Source organism: Jiangella muralis (genome assembly GCF_001270745.1).
Lineage (GTDB): Bacteria > Actinomycetota > Actinomycetes > Jiangellales > Jiangellaceae > Jiangella > Jiangella muralis.
On record NZ_KQ434760.1, the window covers coordinates 4121 to 21313 of the forward strand.

Here is a 17193-nt window from a genome sequence, read left to right on the forward strand (position 1 = left end):
CAGGTCCCGCCCGCGTTCAGCCGCCGCTACGCCGCCGCGGCCGGGCCGGGCGGCACGCTCCGCGAACTGGAGGGCGTGGAACACTACGGCCTCATCGACCCCGAATCGAGTGCCTGGCCGGCCGTCCTCGACGCCGTCGCCGGCCTGCTGGAGCCGCCCGCATGACCGCCACCCGCTACCTCTACCTCGCCCGCCACGCCGAAGCCGCGCCCGACGAGACCGGCCTGACGCCGGCCGGACGTGAGCAGGCCCGCCTCCTCGGCGCGCGCCTCCGCGATGGCGCCGCCACGATCGACGCCGTGCAGCACGGGCCGCTCCCCCGCGCGGCCGAGACCGCGCGCATCGTCGCCACGGCCCTCGGGGTCGAGCCGCGGGAGCACCCGGCGGCGGGCGACTACGTGCCGCACCGCGACGGCGTCCCCGTGGCCTACCAGGGCTTCGTCGACCAGTTCGACGACGACGACGGCGATCGGCTGGCGGCGGAGGCGGTCGAGCGGTTCACCGGACCGGCCGGCGGCGACACCGACCGGCACGAGCTGGTGGTGACGCACGCGTTCACGATCGGCTGGCTGGTGCGGCACGCCCTCGACGCCGCGCCGTGGCGGTGGCTGACGGTGAACCAGGGCAACGCGGCGCTGACGGTGATCCGGTACGCGCCGGAGCGCGCGCCGTCCGTCCTGGTGCACAACGACACCAGGCACCTGCCCGACGAGCTGCGCTGGACCGGGTTCCCGGACGCGCTACGCGTCTAGGGCGTGACTCCGGGGCCGGCTCAGGGACCACCCCGAGATGTCCCTGAGTCAGCCCTGAAACCACCCTTGAACTGCTGTTTTATCGCCAGCGATGGTCGTAGCGTGTCCGCCATGATCACAGCGGAACGGCTGACGAAACGCTACGGAGACAAGACCGCGGTCGACGCGATCGACTTCACGGTCCGGCCCGGCGCGGTCACCGGCTTCCTGGGCCCGAACGGCGCCGGGAAATCCACGACCATGCGCATGGTGATGGGCCTCGATCACCCGTCCGGCGGCCGCGTCACCGTCAACGGCCGCGCCTACCGCGACCTCCCCGCGCCGCTGCACGAGGTCGGCGCGCTGCTGGAGGCGAAGGCGATCCACGGCGGCCGCACGGCCTACAACCACCTGCTGTGGCTGGCGAAGACCAACGGCATCCCGCGCCGCCGCGTCGACGAGGTCATCGGCATGGTCGGGCTGGAGGCCGTCGCCCGCAAGCGGTCCGGCGGGTTCTCGCTCGGCATGGGCCAGCGGCTCGGCATCGCTGCCGCGCTGCTCGGCGACCCCGGCGTGCTGCTGTTCGACGAGCCGGTCAACGGCCTCGACCCGGAGGGCATCCGGTGGATCCGGAACCTGATCCGGTCGCTGGCCGCCGAGGGCCGGACGGTGTTCGTGTCCAGCCACCTGATGTCGGAGATGGCGCTGACCGCCGACCACCTGCTGGTCATCGGGCGCGGCACCATCATCGCCGACACCGACATGTCCGACTTCATCGCCCGCAACTCCGCCGCCCACGTCCGGGTCCGGTCGCCGCAGGGCGGCGTGCTGGCCGAGGCGCTGCGCGAGCGCGGCTGGGCCATCCGCCGCGACGACGACGGCGCGCTGCTCGTCGACGGCGCCACGCCCGAGCAGATCGGCGACGTCGCCGGCTCCCGCGGGCTGTACCTGCACGAACTGAGCACGGTCAGCGCCTCGCTCGAGGAGGCGTTCATGCGCCTCACCGCCGACAGCGTCGAGTACCACGCCCGCACCGACCAGCCCGTCCCCGCCGGAGTGTGACCACCATGACCACGTCCTCGACCCTGACCCCGCCGGCGTCGCCGCCGGTGGCCCGCCACGACGGCAGCGGCGGCGCGCGGCTCACGTTCGGTCGCATCCTCGACGCCGAGTGGACCAAGATCCGCACCGTCCGGTCCACCGTCTGGACGCTCACCTCGCTGTTCGTCCTCAGCGTCGGCCTGACGGCGCTGATCTGCTTCGCCGCCGCCGGCGAACTGGCCGGCGAGGCCGCCGACGAGCCGATCGGCGCGTTCGCCACCTGGGGCCTGATGTTCGGCCAGATCGCCGCGCTCGTGCTCGGCATCCTGGTGGCGACCTCCGAATACTCCAGCGGCATGATCCGCACCACGCTCGCCGCGGCGCCGCGCCGGTGGTCGGTGCTGGCGGCCAAGACGACCGTGATCACCACGCTGCTGCTGGTGCTCGGCGCCATCACGTCGACCGTCGCGATCCTGGCCGGCAACTTCTTCCTCGACCGCGAGGGGATCGGGCTCACGCTCAGCGACCCCGACGTGCTGCGGACGATGGTCGGCGGCGGCCTCTACCTCGCCGTGCTGGGCGTGTTCGGCCTGGGCCTCGGCCTGCTGCTGCGGCACACCGCCGGTGCGGTCACCGTCGGCATCGCGCTGATCTTCGTCGTCGGCAACCTGGTCGGCCTCATCCCCGGCGCGGCCGGCGAATGGCTGACGAAGCTGATGCCGGGCAACGCCGGCACGACGATGGCCACCGTCGAGTCCTTCAACCCCGACCTGCTGGGGCCGTGGACCGGCATCGGGGTGTTCGCCGGTGAGGCGGCGCTGCTGCTGCTGATCGCCGGCTGGCTGTTCAAGCGCCGCGACGCCTGACAGCGCTGCCTGAAAGGGGGGCAGTGCGTGACGGCGGTCGCGTCGGTTTGAATACCGGCGTGACCGCCTTCCGCATGCCCACGAAACTGTCCGAGTTCGCGCCCGCGGTCAGGAGCCACGGCTCACGGAGTGGGCGGCGACGCTGCCGTCGGTCGTGCCGGCGGTGGTGGCGCGGTGGGAATTGAACGTCGGCGAGGCGTACGAGCCGGGCGGGCAGTGCTCGTGGGTGGCGCCGGCCACGACGGCCGCCGGTGACCCCGTCGTGCTGAAGGTGGGCTTCCGGCACGCCGAGGCGGAGCACGAGGCCGAGGGGCTGCGGTTCTGGGCCGGCGACGGCGCCGTACGGGTGTACGCCGACGAGAAGTCCGGCGACACCAGCGCGCTGCTGCTGGAGCGGGCCGAGCCGGGGACGCCGCTGGCGCGGTCGCTGCCGCCGCTCGAGCAGGACGTCGTGCTGGCCGGGCTGCTGCGCCGGCTCTGGCGCCGTCCGCCCGACGGCCACCCGTTCCGCTCGCTGGCGTCGATGTGCGAGTTCTGGGCCCGCGACTTCGACCAGCGCGTCGAGTCGGCGCCGCCCGCGTTCGACCGCGGCCTGCTCGGCGAGGGCGTCACGCTCTACCGCGAACTGCCCCTCGGCAGCGACGACGACGTCCTGCTCTGCACCGACCTGCATCCCGAGAACATCGTCGCGGCGCAGCGCGAGCCCTGGCTCGTCATCGACCCCAAGCCGTACGTCGGCGACCGCACCTACGACGCGACCCAGCACATGTTCAACATGGACCGCCTCATGGACGACCCCGGTGCGCTGTCCGACCGCATGGCCGGCCTGCTCGACCTCGACCCCGGGCGGCTGCGGCTCTGGCTGTTCGCCCGCTGCGCCCAGGAGGCGCCCGAGTGGCACGACCTCTACGACGTCGCGGTGAAGCTCGCTCCGTAGGGTGCGTTGCCCGGGTCCGTGGCCTGCTGCGCGGTGTGCGGGCGGCGCGTCGCCGTGTGTGTCGGCGCCAGCTGCCGACGATCAGGTGACGTATCGCTCGGATTCGCCGCGGCTTCGTCACCTGATCGTTCTCGTCGGTCGTCCTTCCTCGCACCTTGCGCGGCATCCACCTGAACGCCGCTCGCTACGGCAGAGACTTGGGAGACGGCCTCAGCCGCGTTGGGTGAGCGACTGCGGGAAGTCGGTGATGATCCCGTCGACGCCCAGGTCCCGCATCCGCCGCATGGCGCCGGGCTCGTCGACCGTCCACACGTTGATCTCCATGCCCAGCTCGTGGACGCGGTCGATCAGCGCCTGGTCGGTGACGGTGAACTGCGGGTTCACCTGATCCGCCCAGGTCGCCAGCTCCAGCAGCTCCGCCTCGGTGGGCCGGTCGGCGTCGAGCAGGCCGACCGGCACCTCCGGCAGCGCGGCCTGGAACGCGCGCGCGTCCGCGACCACGAAGGACTGCACGCCGAGCCGGCCGTCCTCCAGCGCGTCGTCGACGTAGCCGGGGATCGCGCTCAGCTCGGCGGCCAGTTGCTCGGGCAGGCCGGTGTCGGCGTAGTGCCCGCACGGGCTGATCTCGGCCAGCAGGCCGGTACGCCGGCCGAGCAGCCGGATCACCTCCCGGACCGTGATGATCGGCTCACCGGCGAAGCTCTCGTCGAACCACGAGCCGGCGTCGAGGGTGCGCAGCTCGGCCCAGGTGAAGTCGGACACCCGGTACGACGCCCGGCCCGGGAAGCGCTCCTCCACGTCGGTGGTGCGCTGCAGGGTGCAGTCGTGGAAGTTCACCAGCCGGCCGTCCCTGGTGCGCTGGACGTCGATCTCGACGACGTCCGCGCGCTGGCGGACGGCGGCGCGGACGGCGGCGGCGGTGTTCTCCGGCGCGATGCCGGACGAGCCGCGGTGGGCGATGACGGCGGGCCCGTCGGCCTCGTCCGCCGCGACGGCGGCTGCTGGCGAGACGGTCAACAACGAGATCACGACGAGCCCGGCGATCCTGGCGTTCCGCACGATACGTCCTCCGATTCGGGTGGGTGTGCACCAGGCTGTCCGATGGACGTGACGCGGAGTCGGACCCCGGCTGACAGCTCGGTGAAGACCACCCCGCGGGGCCCGGACACGGGGTGCTTGGATGTCCTCCATGGACAGCGACCCCGATTCGATCGGCGACGAGCGCGTGCCGGTCGCTCAGGTGCTCAGCGGCCTCGAGGTGCACCCGCTCGCGCCGGGTGAGACGGCCATCGAGGCGTTCGTGCTGATCAAGGTCCTCGACGCCGACGGGCGGCCCGCGTGGTCGTACCGCACCACCAACCGGCTGAACCGCGAGGAGCTGCTCGGTGCGCTGATCGTGCAGGTCGACGTGCTGCGCAAGGAACTGCGCGACGAGTGGGACGACTCCTGAAAGGGGCCGGTCCCACTCGCCGCGCGTTGCTGCGGCCTACCGGGTGCGGATCCGGTGGACACCGCCCAGCTGGGTGCCGGCGTAGAGCCAGCGCCCGTCCGGGCTGATCTCCAGCGACACGACGTTCAGGTTCTGCAGGCCGCTGGACACGTTCACCCAGGTCTGCCCGCCGTCGGTGCTGCGCAGGACGCCGCGGCCGCCCTTGACCAGGCCGTTCGCGGAGAACGACGTGGTCGCCGCGTACCAGGTGTCCGGATCGGCAGGCGACACGATCAGGTCGCCGACCGACATCGGCACCCCGCCGGTGTCGGCGGTGCGGAACGTCTGCCCGCCGTCGTCGCTCACCTGGATGGCGGCGCCGCCGGCGACGACCCGCTCACCGTCCACCGCGACGGAGGTCACCTGGCCGTCGGCGACCTTCCGCACCGTCCGCCCGAAGTCGTCGGAGCGGTACAGGCCGGACGCGCTGCCCAGCCAGAGCCCGTCCGGGTCGGCCGGGTCCATGGCGACGGTCGTGAACATCTCGCTGTGGAACTGCTTGCGCCAGCTCTTGCCGTCGTCGTCGGTGACGTACACCCCGACGCCGCCGAGGCTCCAGAACGGGATCACGACGCGGCCGCTGTCGGCCGGCGAGACGGCGAGGTCGAACGGCACCTCGTTGGTGCTGGCGAGGTGCTCCCACTCCTGGCCGCCGTCGGTGCTGCGGTAGACCCAGAACTGCGACAGCGCGTCCTTGCGGATCTTCCACACCGTCTCCGGGTCCTGCGGGTCGGCGGCCAGCTGCGCGACCCGGGTGCCGACGTAGGCCTCGTAGCCCGACAGCCCCCACTCGGTGCCGCCGCCGGGCAGCTTGGGCCGGGTGGGCAGGCCGGTGGCGTAGACGTCGAAGTCGGTGCCGGCCAGCAGCGTCGGCGTGCCGCGGTCGACGATCTCCAGGTCGTAGGGCGTGGCCGCCTGGACGCCGATGCGCTGCGGGTCCTCGCCGTTCTCGTCGACGGCGAACAGGCCGGCGCCCGGCGACGACCACAGCAGGCCGTCGTCCCAGGCCACGACGTCGTCCTCGATCGCGCCCACCACCGGTTGCGGCAGCTCGGCCCAGGTCTGCCCGCCGTCGCGGCTGACGTGCTGCACCGGCCGGTAGGTGGTGACCATCAGCAGGTCGCCGCTGAGGACGATGTCGAGCGCGCCGCCGTCCGGGATCGGGTAGTTGACGTCCCAGCCGCGCCCGCCGTCGTGCGAGCCGATGACGACGTCGTCGACCAGCAGCGCGAGCAGGTCGTCGTCGGCGGCGATGCCCTCGACGAAGCCCTCCTTCGGCGCGTAGATCTGCTCGGTGCCGGTCGGGTCGCCGGCGATCAGCCCGCGCACCGCCCAGACCCCGCGCAGGTCCGCCAGGAACAGGTCGTCGCCGGAGACGGCGGCGCCGGTCAGTTCGCTGCCGGCGAGGTTGGGGTGGCTGACCCACGTGTCGCCGCGGTCGCGGCTGACCAGCAGCGCGTCAGCGGTGACGGCCACCAGCACCTGCGTCTGCGGGTCGCTGACCAGCGCGATCGTAGAGACGTCCGGGACGTCGAGCTGCCGCCACGTCTCGCCGCCGTCCTCCGTGCGCAGGATGCGGCCGCGGTACGCGGGGTCGGCGGTGGTGTCGAGGAACCCGCCGGTGGACCCGTTGACGGCGTACCACATGACGTCCGGGTCGTCGGCGGCCACGACGAGGTTGCCGTTGCCGGTGCCGCCGGCGACCGGCAGCCGGTTGTGCTGCCGCCAGCTCTCGCCGCCGTCGTCGGTGGTCCACGGGCCGGCCTTGAGGTACTGGGTGATGGCGGCGACGTCCGGGTCGGCCGGGGTCGTCGCGATGGGACCGGAACCCGAGTTCGGCCCGATCGGCTGCCAGGAGGCGGGGCTGTTCGAGTTGCCCACCGGCGCCACGACCTCGAACGTCGCCGAGCCGACCAGCCCGATGCCGTCCTGCGTCGTCGCGGTGACGTCGACGGCGTAGGCGCCGGTCTTCGGGCCGGTGAGGGCGGCGCGGTACCAGCTGCCGTGGTCGTGCTCGGCCTGGACGGTGACCGGCCGGCCACGCGGCGGCGTCACCGTCACCGTCGGCGGCTCATCGAGCGGGCCGGGCGTCCAGATGAACGCCTCCGACGCGCCGTCGCTGGGGTCGGGCGAGGTCTGCACGACGAGGCTGCGCGCCGCCAGCAGGTACGGCACCCGGACCTGCTCGTCGCCGGTGGTGGCGACGATCCAGCCGGACAGGTCGGCGTCCTGCTCGGGCCGGTCCGCGGACACCGCGACCTCGACCTCGAGCTCGCCGCCGGCCGGGATGGTCGCCTCGGCCGGCGTGACGGTGGCCGTGCCGGCGCTGCCCGGCGCCTGCTGCGCCGTCAGCGCGACCGTGACGTCGGCGTCCGACGTGTTGCGCAGGGTGGTCGTGCCGCTGCCGCCGATGACCGGGGTGGAGAGGTCGGCCAGGCCGAGCGACACCGAGGCCGGCGAGGCGATCACGTCCGCCGCGGCCGCGGCGGCGACGTCGAGCCGTCCCGCGCCGGAGATGGTCGGGCCGGCCTCGACCGGCGCCGCCGACCCGGTGAGCCGCGCGTTCACGTCGGTGGCGGCGTCGTCGGGACGCAGCTGGCGCACCAGCGCCGCGGCCCCGGCGACGTGCGGGGCGGCCATGCTGGTGCCGGACAGCCGGTACTGGCCGGGCGCCCACCACTCGGTGGGGATCGCCGACATGATCTCGAAGCCGGGAGCGACGAGGTCGGGCTCGATCGAGTAGTCCGGCGACGGGCCGCGCGAGCTGAACCCCAGCACCTGGTCGGTGACGTCCTCGCCGGAGATCTCGACCTGCACGGGGCCGGCCCCGAGGTCACGCTTCAGCACCTCCCACTGCGACTCCAGCAGGCCCATGACGACCAGCTGGTCCATCCGGAAGTCGTCGCCGGAGATCGCGTTGCTCGGCAGCGGGACGTCGACGACGCCGGGCTCGGCCGCGGCGCTGTCGAGGGCGGACGGCGCCCCGGGGTTCTCGCCCATCAGCACCGGGCCGCCGTAGTTGTCGATGTAGGCGAGCAGCGCGACGGCGCCGCGCTCCTCGGCCAGCCGGGCCTGCTCGATCATCCACGGCGCGACGTCGGTGATCAGGGCCGGCAGGTTCTGCCGGTAGGCCACCACCTTGCCGGTGACGTCGCCGACGCGGTCGTAGTCCTCCTCGTTGCCGTCGCCGACATCGACCAGCTCACCGACCACCGGCGCGTCCGGCGCCGGTGCGGAGAACGGCACCCGGAAGGTGGCGATCGGCTCCTGACGGGGCGCGGCCAGCCGGGCCGTCGGCAGCACCAGGGCGCTGGCGGACGCGCCGACCGACAGGACGCCGTCGGCCAGCGCCGGGCTGCCCATGGTGTGCGCGCCGGGGCCGGAGTTGCCGGACGACGCGACCACGACGACGCCGGCCTCGGTGGCGGCGGTGGCCGCGAGACCGATCGGGTCGGTGCCGTCGCCCGGACCGCCGAGGCTCATGTTCACCACGTCGGCCCGGTAGGGGTTGTCCGGGTCGGTGGCGGCCTCGAGACCGGCGATGATGTCGGACTCCCAGCCCTCGCCGCGCGCGTTCATCACCTTGTAGGCGGTCAGCTGCGCGCCGGGGGCGACTCCGGTGACCGGTGCGGCCGGATCGCCGGTGCCGGCGATGATGCCGGCGACGTGGGTGCCGTGGCCGTTGTCGTCCATCGGGTCGTCGTCGCCGTTGTAGAAGTCGTACCCGGCGACGACCTTGTGGTCCGGGCCGAACCCGCCGCCCAGCGACGGGTGCGTGTAGTCGACGCCGGAGTCGAGGACGGCCACGACGGTGCCGGTGCCGTCGGCGGGCCCGCCGGCCGGCGCCTCCTGCTCCCACACCTCGGGGGCGCCGACGAGCGGCACGCTGACGTCGGTGCTGGCCCTGACCCGCTGGTCCGGGACGACGTCGGCGACGCCGGGCAGCGCCCGCAGCGCGTCGACGTCGTCGGCCGGGACGGTGAGCGCGACGGCGTGCACCAGGTCGGTGAACTCGTGCTCGACCTCGGCGTCGATGCCCTGGTCCGCGGCCGCCGACAGCATCGTGCGCTGGGCGGCGACGGCGGCCCGCTCGGTCTGTGCGCTCGCGGCCGCGAGTTCGGCGGGCGCGACGGGTTCGCCGTCGGGCCCGGCCATGAGGACGATGACGCGGGTGTCCTGTCCGGCCGCCGGGTCGGTCTCGGCGGCCGCGCCGGTGGCGAACGGGGCCAGGCCGGCCGCGGCGAGGGCGACGGCCAGTGCGGCGCCGGATCCGGCGCGGAGTCGTCGAGCAATCATCATGCTCCCGAGGTCATACCGCGGGCGGGGGTTCCGCGGGTTTGCCACATTCGTAGTGGTTGTGACTCCGGGTATCAATGGCTGTGGCTGGCCGCTTGCGGCCGGTGGCACAATCCGGCCACAATCGCCGGACGCCGGCCGCGAGGTCCCCAGCAGCGGCGAGCCCTTCAAGGGAAAGGGGGAAGGGGACGATGACGACCGACGACGACTCCTCGCTCGCGCCCGTGGGCCTCGCCCCGTTCGACGAAGAGGTCTACCGTGCCCTCCTGACCTGCGTCGATGCCACTCCGGCGACGCTGGCGCAGCAGCTGGGGCAGCCGGAGGGCCGGGTCGACCGCGCGTGCGGGCGGCTGCACGGGCTCGGGCTGGTGATCCGGATGTCCGGACGGCGCCGCCGCTACACCGCCGTCGACCCCGAGTCGGCGCTCGACGCGCTGGTCCGCGAGCGCGCCGGCGAGCTGGACCAGGTGCGCGGCTCCGCCCTCGCACTGTCGTCGATCTTCCACGCCGCCCGCCGCCAGGCCGGTGGCGGCAGCACCGTCGAGCTGCTCAACGGGCCCGAGGAGCAGGGCCGCTGGTTCGTCCGGCTGCAGCACCAGGTGCGCTCGGAGATGATGGTGATGGACCGCCCGCCGTACGTGCTGGCCGCCGTCAACCCGGTCGAGCCGGTGCGCCTCGACAGCGGCGTGCACTGGCGGGCCATCTACGCGCCCGAGGCGCTGGAGATCCCCGGCGCCATGGACGAGATCGACGACTTCACCCAGCGCGGCGAGCAGGGCCGCGTCCTGCCCGGCCTGCCGATGAAGCTGGCCATCGCCGACCGCCGGGTCGCGCTGCTCCCGTTGTCGATGGAGGTGGGCCACGCGCAGGGACTGGTGATCCGCGAGTCGACGCTGCTCGACGCGCTGGTGGAGCTGTTCGAGGTGTACTGGGCCCGGGCGACGCCGCTGACGTCCCCGACCGCGCCTCTCGCCCCGGACGCGCCGGACGAGGACCGGCAGCTGGTGCGGCTGCTGGCGGCGGGGCTGACGGACAACGCGATCGCGCGGCAGCTCGGGTTGTCGACACGGACCATGCGGCGGCGCACCCGGCGGCTGTTCGACCAGCTGGAGGCGACGAACCGGTTCCAGGCCGGCATCCAGGCGGCGCGGCGCGGGTGGTGGTGAATGGCAGCGGCGGACGGGCGAGCATGCCAGGATGTGCGCCGTGCCACGGATACCCACTGCTGCCGCTGCCGTCGCCCTCGGGCTGCTCCTGCTCACGGGCTGCGGCGGGGACGACCCGGCCGGCGACGCGCCCGCGACGACCGCCTCCGCGACCAGCCCTGAGACCAGCGAGCCGCCGGCGACCCCGTCGGACCCCGAACCGACACCGACCGGCACGGACGGGTCCGACGGCTCGGACGGGCCGGCCGACGACCCCCTGGCCGCGCTGGACCCGTGTGCGATGGTCGACGCCGCCGGGCTCGCGTCGCTCGAGCTGACCGGCGGCGAGGCGAAGGAGGTCGGCGAGGCGCGGGCCTGCCGCTACCGGTTCGAGGGGCCGACGCTGGACGAGAGCTTCACCGTGTCGATCGAGCTGTTCGGCGGCCACGGCGCCGCCGACATCGTCGCGACGGACGTCCAGCCACTGCCTGCGGTCGGGTCGCACGAGGCGGTCACGTTCACCGGCACCACCGGCGGCTGCGTCGTCAGCCTCGCCGTCACCGAGACGTCCCGCCTCGATTCCACCGCCGTCGGCGGCGATGCCGCGCTGGCCTGCGACCACGCCGCCGCCCTGGCCGCCGCCGCCGAGCCCGCGCTGCCCTGACGGACGGACGCTACTCGGGCGTCGCGTCGCGCTCCCCTCTCCGGGCGAGGCTGTCGCGTTGCCCGGTGTGCACGTCGACCGCCCACTCCCAGCCGGGCTTGGGCGACGGGCCGATGCGCGGGTCGCTGGGTTCGCGGCCGTCGCGCAAGGCGTGCACGTACGCGCGATCGAGGTCGATCCGCGCGCGTAGCTGGTCGGCCCCGCCGACGGAGCCGTGGCCAGGGACGACGACCTCGACGTCGTCCGCCACGTCGTCGAACAGCCGCAGCGCGGCGAGGTAGTCCTCGATCGGGTCCGCGGTGGCGCCCACGTCGAGCATCGGGACGAGGACGTCGGACAGCATGTCGCCGGCGACCAGCACACCGGGCTCCTCGACCAGCAGCGCGGCATGGCCCGGGGCATGCCCCCGATGCTCGAGGATCCGGACCCGCGGGCCGTCCCAGGGAAGCTGCGCGGTTCCGGCGGGCAGGCCGGTGATGCGGCCGAAGAGGTCCAGCGGCACGTCGTCGGCGATCTCGGGCGGCAACCCCTCGGCGGCGCGGGCCCGCCACTGCGCGTCCGCCAGCAGATCTCGCATGAAGGCCGCGCAGCCGGCCGTGCCGTAGCGGGGCGCCTCGCCGAGGTCGGCGTGCCAGAGCACGTGGTCCCAGTCGGGATGCGTCGCGAAGCCCGCCACCACCGTCTGGCCCGCCGCGGACAGGTCGGTCGCGAGGCAGGTCAGCTCGTCGGTCGTGAGGCCGGGGTCGACGAGCAGGACGCCGTCGCGGCCCTGCACGACGACGGCGTTGTTCTCGAGCAACGCGCTCTGGTGAACGTGCACACCCTCCGCGACCTGCGTCAGCATGGTGCCGCCTTCCGCTCGTGGTTGGCACCGGCTGGTCGCGACGCTAGCGCACTCCCCTGGGCCGGAACTGGACGCTGATGCGCGGGCCGACCGGCTTCGCCGTCTTCGGGACCGCGTGCTCCCACGTGCGCTGGCAGGACCCGCCCATGACCAGGAGGTCGCCGTGGCCGACGGCGAAGCGGAGGGTGGCGCTGCCGCCGCCGCGCTGGCGCAGCAGCAGGGCTCGCGGCGCGCCGAGCGAGACGATGCCGACCATGGTGTCCTCGGTGCGGCTGCGCCCGATGGTGTCGCCGTGCCACGCGACGCTGTCGCGGCCGTCGCGGTAGAAGCACATGCCGGCGGTGGTGAACGGCTCGCCCAGCTCGGCGGCGTAGTGCCGGCTCAGCGCCTCGCGGGCGTCGGTGAGCAGCGGATCGGGCAACGGCTCGTCGTCGCCGTAGAAGCGCACCAGCCGCGGGACGTCGACCACCCGCTCGTACATGGTGCGACGCTCGGCCCGCCACGGCACCGACTCGACCAGCCCGGCGAACAGCTGGTCGGACCCGGCGACCCACCCCCGCCGGACGTCGACCCAGGCGCCCCGGGTGAGCACGGTGCGCTCGACGGCGGCACCGAGCGGGCCGAGTGTGGCACCGCTGACGGCGTCGAGCAGGGAGGCTTGGAAGGCAACGCTCATGCCGCCACGCTACCCTGATTCGAACGAACGTTCTACAGGTGAACCAACCACGAACTGATATTCCTTGACACGAATATTCTTGTTCGTGAATACTGCGGGCATGGACGTGATCCTCTCCGCACTGGCCGACCCGGCCCGCTGGCGGCTCGTGCGCCTGCTGGCCGAGCGGCCCCGCTCGGTGGGCGTCCTCGCCCAGCTCGCCCATGCACGCCAGCCGCAGACGACCAAGCACCTGCAGACCCTCGAACGCGCCGGCCTCGTCACCTCCCAGCGCAGCGGCCAGCGCCACATCTACGCGTTGCGCTCCGATCCCCTCCGCGACCTGGCCGCCGCGCTGGGTCAGCTCGCCGACGCCGCCGAACAGGCGGCCGGCCCGCACGCGACCTTCGACCGCTACGGGCTCAGCCTCCAGGCCGAACGGCTCGCCGCGGACGAGTCGGGGTGGGCCGACGGCCGCTCCTTCCGGTTCTCCAGGCAACTGCCGGGACGCTCCGAACTCGTCTGGCGCCACTTGACCGAGCCGGACCTGCTCGCCCGCTGGTGGACGCCCGAGGACCTGCGCGTCTCCGAGCTCGCCTTCGAGGCACGGCCGGGTGCGCCGATCATCCATGAGTACCGCGACGCCGAGGACGCCGACGGGTCGGACCCGGTCGCCGGACGCGCCGAGGGCATCGTCACCGAGGTACGCCCCGGCGAGCGTCTCAGCTACCGGCTCGCCCCGCTGCTGCCCGACGGCGGACACGCCTTCACCGCCCACGTCGAATACGACCTCCGGCCCACCGGCGCCGGCACGGACCTCGACGTCGCACTTCGCATCGCCGACAGCACGGTCGAATCCGCGGACTTCATCGCGGGCATCGAGATCGGCTTCGGCCAGAGCCTCGACACACTCGCGGCGACCCTCGCCGCCGACCCCCACGACGACCTCGACGCCAACGGCCTCGAGCACGACACCAACCCGAGGAGCACCGAATGACCCCGCAGACCGACCGCCGCCGAGTCGTCACCAACATCGCGCTCTCGCTCGACGGCCACTACAGCGGGCCGGACCCGCAGGACATGCGGTGGGTGCTGCCCTACGCCGTCACCGACGTCGCCCGCGACCACCTGACCAGCCTCTGGGAACCGGCCACCACCGCCGTCATGGGGCGGGTCAACGCCGAGGGGTTCCTCGGCTTCTGGCCCACCGTCATCGGCGCCCCCGGCGCCGACCCGCGCGACGAAGCCTTCGCCAAGTGGCTGGTCGAGACCGACAAGGTGGTCTTCTCCTCCTCGCTCCGCGAGGCGCCGTGGGAGCGGACCACGATCGTCGACCGGCCGGCCGCCGAGGCGATCGCGGAACTCGGGGCGACCGAGGGAGGCGACCTCCTCGTGCTCTCCAGCGCGAGCGTCATCAAGGCCCTGCTGGCGGCCGACCTGGTCGACCGGCTGGCGCTCACCCTCTTCCCGGTCTTCCTCGGCGGCGGGCCGCGCCTGTTCGACGACGGCCTGCCGACCGCCGAGTGGACTCTGGTGAGCGAGGTCCCGGGCGAGCACGGCATGGTGTCCCTCGTCTACGACCGCATCCGCTGAACCGGCGTCCTACCCCGACTCCAGCCGGTCGCGGCGACGGGTCAGGGCGGCGGACTCGGCGGTGTTGCCGGCCAGCGCGATGGCCTCGTCGTACGCCGCCCGCGCCTCCTCGGTCCGGCCGAGCCGGCGCAACAGCTCGGCCCGGGTCGCGTGGAACGCGTGGTAACCGGCCAGCGAGGCCCCGAGCCGGTCGACGGCGGCCAGGGCGACGGCGGGGCCGTCGAGCTCACCGACCGCGACCGCCCGGTTCAGGACGACGACCGGCGACGGGTCGACGGCGGCGAGCTGGTCGTAGAGGGCGATCACCTGCGACCAGTCGGTGTCGCGGACGTCGCGGGCGGACGTGTGCACGGCGTTGATCGCGGCGAGGAGCTGGTAGCGGCCCGGCGCCACCCCGGAGGCCAGCCGCTCGCGCACCAGCCGATGGCCCTCGGCGATCAGCGCCGCGTCCCACGTGCCGCGGTCCTGCTCGTCGAGGGAGACCAGCTCGCCGCCCGGCGACACCCGGGCGGTGCGGCGGGCCTCGGTGAGCAGCATCAGCGCCAGCAGGCCGGCCACCTCGCCGTCGTCGGGCAGCAAGGTGCGGATGAGGCGGGCCAGCCGGATCGCCTCGGCGGTGAGGTCGTGCCGCACGGGGTCGGGGTCCGGGCCGGTCGCCAGGTAGCCCTCGTTGTAGACGAGGAACAGGACGGCCAGCACGCCGGAGACGCGGGCCGGGAGGTCCGCCGCGGACGGCACCCGGTACGGGATGCGGGCCGCCTTGATCTTGGCCTTCGCGCGGCTGATGCGCTGTCCCATGGTGGCCTCCTGCACCAGGAAGGCCCGGGCGATCTCCGGCACCGTCAGGCCACCGACCATGCGCAGCGTCAGCGCGACCCGGGTCTGCATCGCCAGCGCCGGGTGGCAGCAGGTGAAGATCAGCCGCAGCCGCTCGTCGTCGATGGCGCCGAGCGGCTCGGGCGGGTTGTCGCCGAACACGAGCCCCGCCTCCTTCTGCTTGTCGTCGCGCTTGGACTCGCGCCGGAGCCGGTCGATCGCCCGGCGGTTGGCGGTGGTGGTCAGCCAGGCGCCCGGGTTGGCCGGAACGCCGTCGGACGGCCACCGCTCGACGGCGGCCGCGAACGCCTCGGCCGCCGCCTCCTCCGCGACGTCGAGGTCGCCGAACCGCTTGGTCACCGAGGCGACCACGCGCGCCCACTCCTCGCGGTGCGCCCGGGTGATCTCCGCGCGGACGTCGGCCCCGCTCACAGCAGCGGCCGGACCTCGACCCTGCGGTTGCACGCCTTCGATCCCTCGGCGGCGAGCCGGAGGGCGACGTCGAGGTCGGGCGCCGCCATGATCCAGAAGCCGGCGAAGTACTCCTTCGTCTCCAGGAACGGGCCGTCGGTGATCAGCGGCTCGCCACCCCGGTTGTCGATGACGGTGGACGTCTCGGGCCCCGCGAGGCCGCTGGCGAACACCCAGTTGCCGTCGGCCTGGAGCCGCTCGTTGAACGCGTGGATGGCCGTCATCTCGTCGGCCGTGGCCGAGCCGGTGCGGTCGTCGATCACGGAAACCATGTACTTCATCCCGGCATCATCTCCTGTGTCAGCCGGTGGCGTAGCGCGGACGGCCGGCCGGTCGGTAGACCTGGAGCAGGAAGCCCTTCGGGAAGGCGCGCGACTCGACCAGGTCGAGCGCGAGGTCCGGGCCGTCGTCGGGGAACAGCCGCGTGCCCCGGCCGACGACCACCGGTGCGACCAGCAGCGTCAGCTCGTCGACGAGGTCGTTCGCGAGCAGCCAGCGGGTGAGCTCGCCGCTGCCGTGCACCTGCAGCTCGCCGCCCGGGGCGGCCTTCAGCTCCCGGACGGCGTCCGCGCCGGCGACGACGGTGGCGGGCGCCCAGCTCGGGTCGGTGAGCGTGGTCGACGCGACGTACTTGGGGCGGTCGTTGAAGGCGCGTCCGATGCGGGTGTCCGCCATCTCCTCGATGGCGCCCCACGTGCTGGCGAAGAACTCGTAGGTGCGGCGGCCGAACAGGAACGCCCCGGCCCGCTCGCACAGCTCGTCGACGTAGCCGAGCGCCTCGTCGTCGAACAGCGGCAGCGCCCAGCCGCCGCGGTCGAAGCCGGGGTCGAGGTCGGGGTGCGCCCCGCCGTTGGCCTGCATGACGCCGTCGACGGTGACCTGCATGACGGTGGTGAGCTTCATGATCGCCTGCCCTCTCAGTTCGTGGCGTACTGCGGGCGTCCGGCCGGCCGGTAGACGTGCGCCGTGATGCCGTTGGCGAAGGCCCGCGCGTCGGCCAGTTCGAGCGCCGCGTCCGGGCCGTCGTCCGGGAACAGCCGCGTGCCCTGGCCGACGACCACGGGGTAGGTCAGCAGTGTCAGCTCGTCGACGAGGTCGTTCGCGAGCAGCCAGCGGGCCAGCTCGCCGCTGCCGTGCACCTGCAGCTCGCCGCCCGGCCGCGCCTTCAGCTCCCGGATCGCCGCGACGTCGCCGGCCAGGACGGTGGTGTCCGCCCACGCCGGGTCGGTGAGCGTGGCCGAGGCGACGTACTTGGGCCGCGAGTTCAGCGCCGTCCAGATGAGGCTGTCGCCCGGGTCGGCCCACGTCCCCCAGGAGGCGGCGAAGATCTCGAACGTCCGCCGGCCGAACAGGAACGCGTCGGCGCGCCCGTAGATCTCGCTGAGGTACGTCTCGCCCTCGCCGTCGAACAGCGGCAGCGCCCAGCCGCCGCGCTCGAACCCGCCGCGGCGGTCCTCGCCCGGCCCGCCGAGCCCCTGCATGACGCCATCGACGGAGACGTTCGTGGTGATGGTCAGTCTCATGATCGCGGTTCCCTCTCGTCGGAGCGGCCCTTGGTGGGCAGCCTCTCACCCCTGCTACGAACGCGACCGCCCCGTTTCGACATCGCTCCCGGAGATTTCTCGCGACGACGGTGACGGAGGAC

17 protein-coding genes and 1 pseudogene are annotated in these 17193 nt (G+C 73.6%); 10 read left to right on the forward strand and 8 right to left on the reverse strand.

Features of this window, described 5'->3' with window-relative positions:
• From ACW62_RS36545 to ACW62_RS17355, 5 genes and pseudogenes are all read left to right on the forward strand, one after another.
• A pseudogene (locus ACW62_RS36545) lies at positions 1-165 on the forward strand (alpha/beta hydrolase); the annotation flags it as partial.
• Complete coding sequence (locus ACW62_RS17340; RefSeq protein ID WP_053205381.1) at positions 162-752, forward strand: histidine phosphatase family protein; 591 nt, start codon at positions 162-164, stop codon at positions 750-752. The pseudogene ACW62_RS36545 and the gene ACW62_RS17340, both read left to right, overlap by 4 nt.
• Positions 753-863: 111 nt before the next feature.
• Positions 864-1793, forward strand: coding sequence for an ABC transporter ATP-binding protein (locus tag ACW62_RS17345; RefSeq protein WP_053205382.1), 930 nt, complete (start codon positions 864-866; stop codon positions 1791-1793).
• A 5-nt stretch (positions 1794-1798) separates the two neighbouring features.
• Positions 1799-2638, forward strand: a complete 840-nt coding sequence (locus tag ACW62_RS17350; RefSeq protein ID WP_083459880.1) for an ABC-2 transporter permease — start codon at positions 1799-1801, stop codon at positions 2636-2638.
• A gap of 154 nt (positions 2639-2792) precedes the next feature.
• Positions 2793-3575 carry an aminoglycoside phosphotransferase family protein gene (locus tag ACW62_RS17355; protein ID WP_053205383.1) on the forward strand — a complete coding sequence of 261 codons (783 nt, stop codon included), beginning with the start codon at positions 2793-2795 and terminating at the stop codon, positions 3573-3575.
• A gap of 210 nt (positions 3576-3785) precedes the next feature.
• On the opposite strand, the gene ACW62_RS17360 is transcribed toward ACW62_RS17355, so the two are convergent.
• Positions 3786-4634, reverse strand: coding sequence for a glycerophosphodiester phosphodiesterase (locus tag ACW62_RS17360; protein ID WP_053205384.1), 849 nt, complete (start codon positions 4632-4634; stop codon positions 3786-3788).
• 121 nt (positions 4635-4755) lie between these two features.
• Between ACW62_RS17360 and ACW62_RS17365 the strand changes: the two genes are divergently transcribed.
• Positions 4756-5025, forward strand: coding sequence for a hypothetical protein (locus tag ACW62_RS17365; protein WP_205629428.1), 270 nt, complete (start codon positions 4756-4758; stop codon positions 5023-5025).
• Positions 5026-5061: 36 nt separating this feature from the next.
• On the opposite strand, the gene ACW62_RS36230 is transcribed toward ACW62_RS17365, so the two are convergent.
• A complete protein-coding gene (locus ACW62_RS36230) occupies positions 5062-9363 on the reverse strand; it encodes a S8 family serine peptidase (protein ID WP_053205386.1) in 4302 nt (1433 codons plus the stop codon).
• 188 nt (positions 9364-9551) lie between these two features.
• Between ACW62_RS36230 and ACW62_RS17375 the strand changes: the two genes are divergently transcribed.
• Together ACW62_RS17375 and ACW62_RS17380 are read left to right on the forward strand one after the other, a co-directional pair.
• Positions 9552-10526: a helix-turn-helix domain-containing protein gene (locus ACW62_RS17375; RefSeq protein WP_053205387.1), complete on the forward strand. Its 975-nt coding sequence runs from the start codon at positions 9552-9554 to the stop codon at positions 10524-10526.
• 40 nt (positions 10527-10566) lie between these two features.
• Positions 10567-11169, forward strand: coding sequence for a DUF3558 family protein (locus ACW62_RS17380; protein WP_053205388.1), 603 nt, complete (start codon positions 10567-10569; stop codon positions 11167-11169).
• 10 nt (positions 11170-11179) lie between these two features.
• Here ACW62_RS17380 and ACW62_RS17385 read toward each other — a convergent pair whose 3' ends face one another.
• Positions 11180-12013: an MBL fold metallo-hydrolase gene (locus ACW62_RS17385; protein ID WP_053205389.1), complete on the reverse strand. Its 834-nt coding sequence runs from the start codon at positions 12011-12013 to the stop codon at positions 11180-11182.
• Between the two features lie 43 nt (positions 12014-12056).
• Positions 12057-12689: an alpha-ketoglutarate-dependent dioxygenase AlkB gene (locus ACW62_RS17390; protein WP_053205390.1), complete on the reverse strand. Its 633-nt coding sequence runs from the start codon at positions 12687-12689 to the stop codon at positions 12057-12059.
• Between the two features lie 100 nt (positions 12690-12789).
• Between ACW62_RS17390 and ACW62_RS17395 the strand changes: the two genes are divergently transcribed.
• Positions 12790-13665, forward strand: a complete 876-nt coding sequence (locus ACW62_RS17395) for a metalloregulator ArsR/SmtB family transcription factor (protein ID WP_053205391.1) — start codon at positions 12790-12792, stop codon at positions 13663-13665.
• Positions 13662-14261 carry a dihydrofolate reductase family protein gene (locus ACW62_RS17400; RefSeq protein WP_053205392.1) on the forward strand — a complete coding sequence of 200 codons (600 nt, stop codon included), beginning with the start codon at positions 13662-13664 and terminating at the stop codon, positions 14259-14261. The genes ACW62_RS17395 and ACW62_RS17400 overlap by 4 nt, the downstream gene beginning before the upstream one ends.
• 9 nt (positions 14262-14270) lie before the next feature.
• On the opposite strand, the gene ACW62_RS17405 is transcribed toward ACW62_RS17400, so the two are convergent.
• Genes ACW62_RS17405 through ACW62_RS17420 form a run of 4 tightly spaced genes read right to left on the reverse strand, consistent with a single transcriptional unit; the run spans position 14271 to position 17071 of the window.
• Entirely contained in the window at positions 14271-15509 is a 1239-nt protein-coding gene (locus ACW62_RS17405) for an RNA polymerase sigma factor (protein ID WP_053205393.1), read from the reverse strand.
• A complete protein-coding gene (locus ACW62_RS17410; RefSeq protein ID WP_053205394.1) occupies positions 15506-15829 on the reverse strand; it encodes a YciI family protein in 324 nt (107 codons plus the stop codon). The genes ACW62_RS17405 and ACW62_RS17410 overlap by 4 nt, the downstream gene beginning before the upstream one ends.
• A 19-nt stretch (positions 15830-15848) precedes the next feature.
• Positions 15849-16451 carry a dihydrofolate reductase family protein gene (locus tag ACW62_RS17415; protein ID WP_053205395.1) on the reverse strand — a complete coding sequence of 201 codons (603 nt, stop codon included), beginning with the start codon at positions 16449-16451 and terminating at the stop codon, positions 15849-15851.
• Positions 16452-16465: 14 nt separating this feature from the next.
• Positions 16466-17071, reverse strand: coding sequence for a dihydrofolate reductase family protein (locus ACW62_RS17420; protein WP_053205396.1), 606 nt, complete (start codon positions 17069-17071; stop codon positions 16466-16468).
• Positions 17072-17193 lie beyond the last annotated feature (122 nt).

Bases quoted from the DNA above. Each gene is read 5' to 3' on its own strand.
- ACW62_RS17340 (WP_053205381.1), top strand. From the start codon at position 162: ATGACCGCCACCCGCTACCTCTACCTCGCCCGCCACGCCGAAGCCGCG.
- ACW62_RS17345 (WP_053205382.1), top strand. From the start codon at position 864: ATGATCACAGCGGAACGGCTGACGAAACGCTACGGAGACAAGACCGCG.
- ACW62_RS17350 (WP_083459880.1), top strand. From the start codon at position 1,799: ATGACCACGTCCTCGACCCTGACCCCGCCGGCGTCGCCGCCGGTGGCC.
- ACW62_RS17365 (WP_205629428.1), top strand. From the start codon at position 4,756: ATGTCCTCCATGGACAGCGACCCCGATTCGATCGGCGACGAGCGCGTG.
- ACW62_RS36230 (WP_053205386.1), bottom strand. From the start codon at position 9,363: ATGATGATTGCTCGACGACTCCGCGCCGGATCCGGCGCCGCACTGGCC.
- ACW62_RS17375 (WP_053205387.1), top strand. From the start codon at position 9,552: ATGACGACCGACGACGACTCCTCGCTCGCGCCCGTGGGCCTCGCCCCG.
- ACW62_RS17385 (WP_053205389.1), bottom strand. From the start codon at position 12,013: ATGCTGACGCAGGTCGCGGAGGGTGTGCACGTTCACCAGAGCGCGTTG.
- ACW62_RS17390 (WP_053205390.1), bottom strand. From the start codon at position 12,689: ATGAGCGTTGCCTTCCAAGCCTCCCTGCTCGACGCCGTCAGCGGTGCC.
- ACW62_RS17395 (WP_053205391.1), top strand. From the start codon at position 12,790: ATGGACGTGATCCTCTCCGCACTGGCCGACCCGGCCCGCTGGCGGCTC.
- ACW62_RS17400 (WP_053205392.1), top strand. From the start codon at position 13,662: ATGACCCCGCAGACCGACCGCCGCCGAGTCGTCACCAACATCGCGCTC.
- ACW62_RS17410 (WP_053205394.1), bottom strand. From the start codon at position 15,829: ATGAAGTACATGGTTTCCGTGATCGACGACCGCACCGGCTCGGCCACG.
- ACW62_RS17415 (WP_053205395.1), bottom strand. From the start codon at position 16,451: ATGAAGCTCACCACCGTCATGCAGGTCACCGTCGACGGCGTCATGCAG.
- ACW62_RS17420 (WP_053205396.1), bottom strand. From the start codon at position 17,071: ATGAGACTGACCATCACCACGAACGTCTCCGTCGATGGCGTCATGCAG.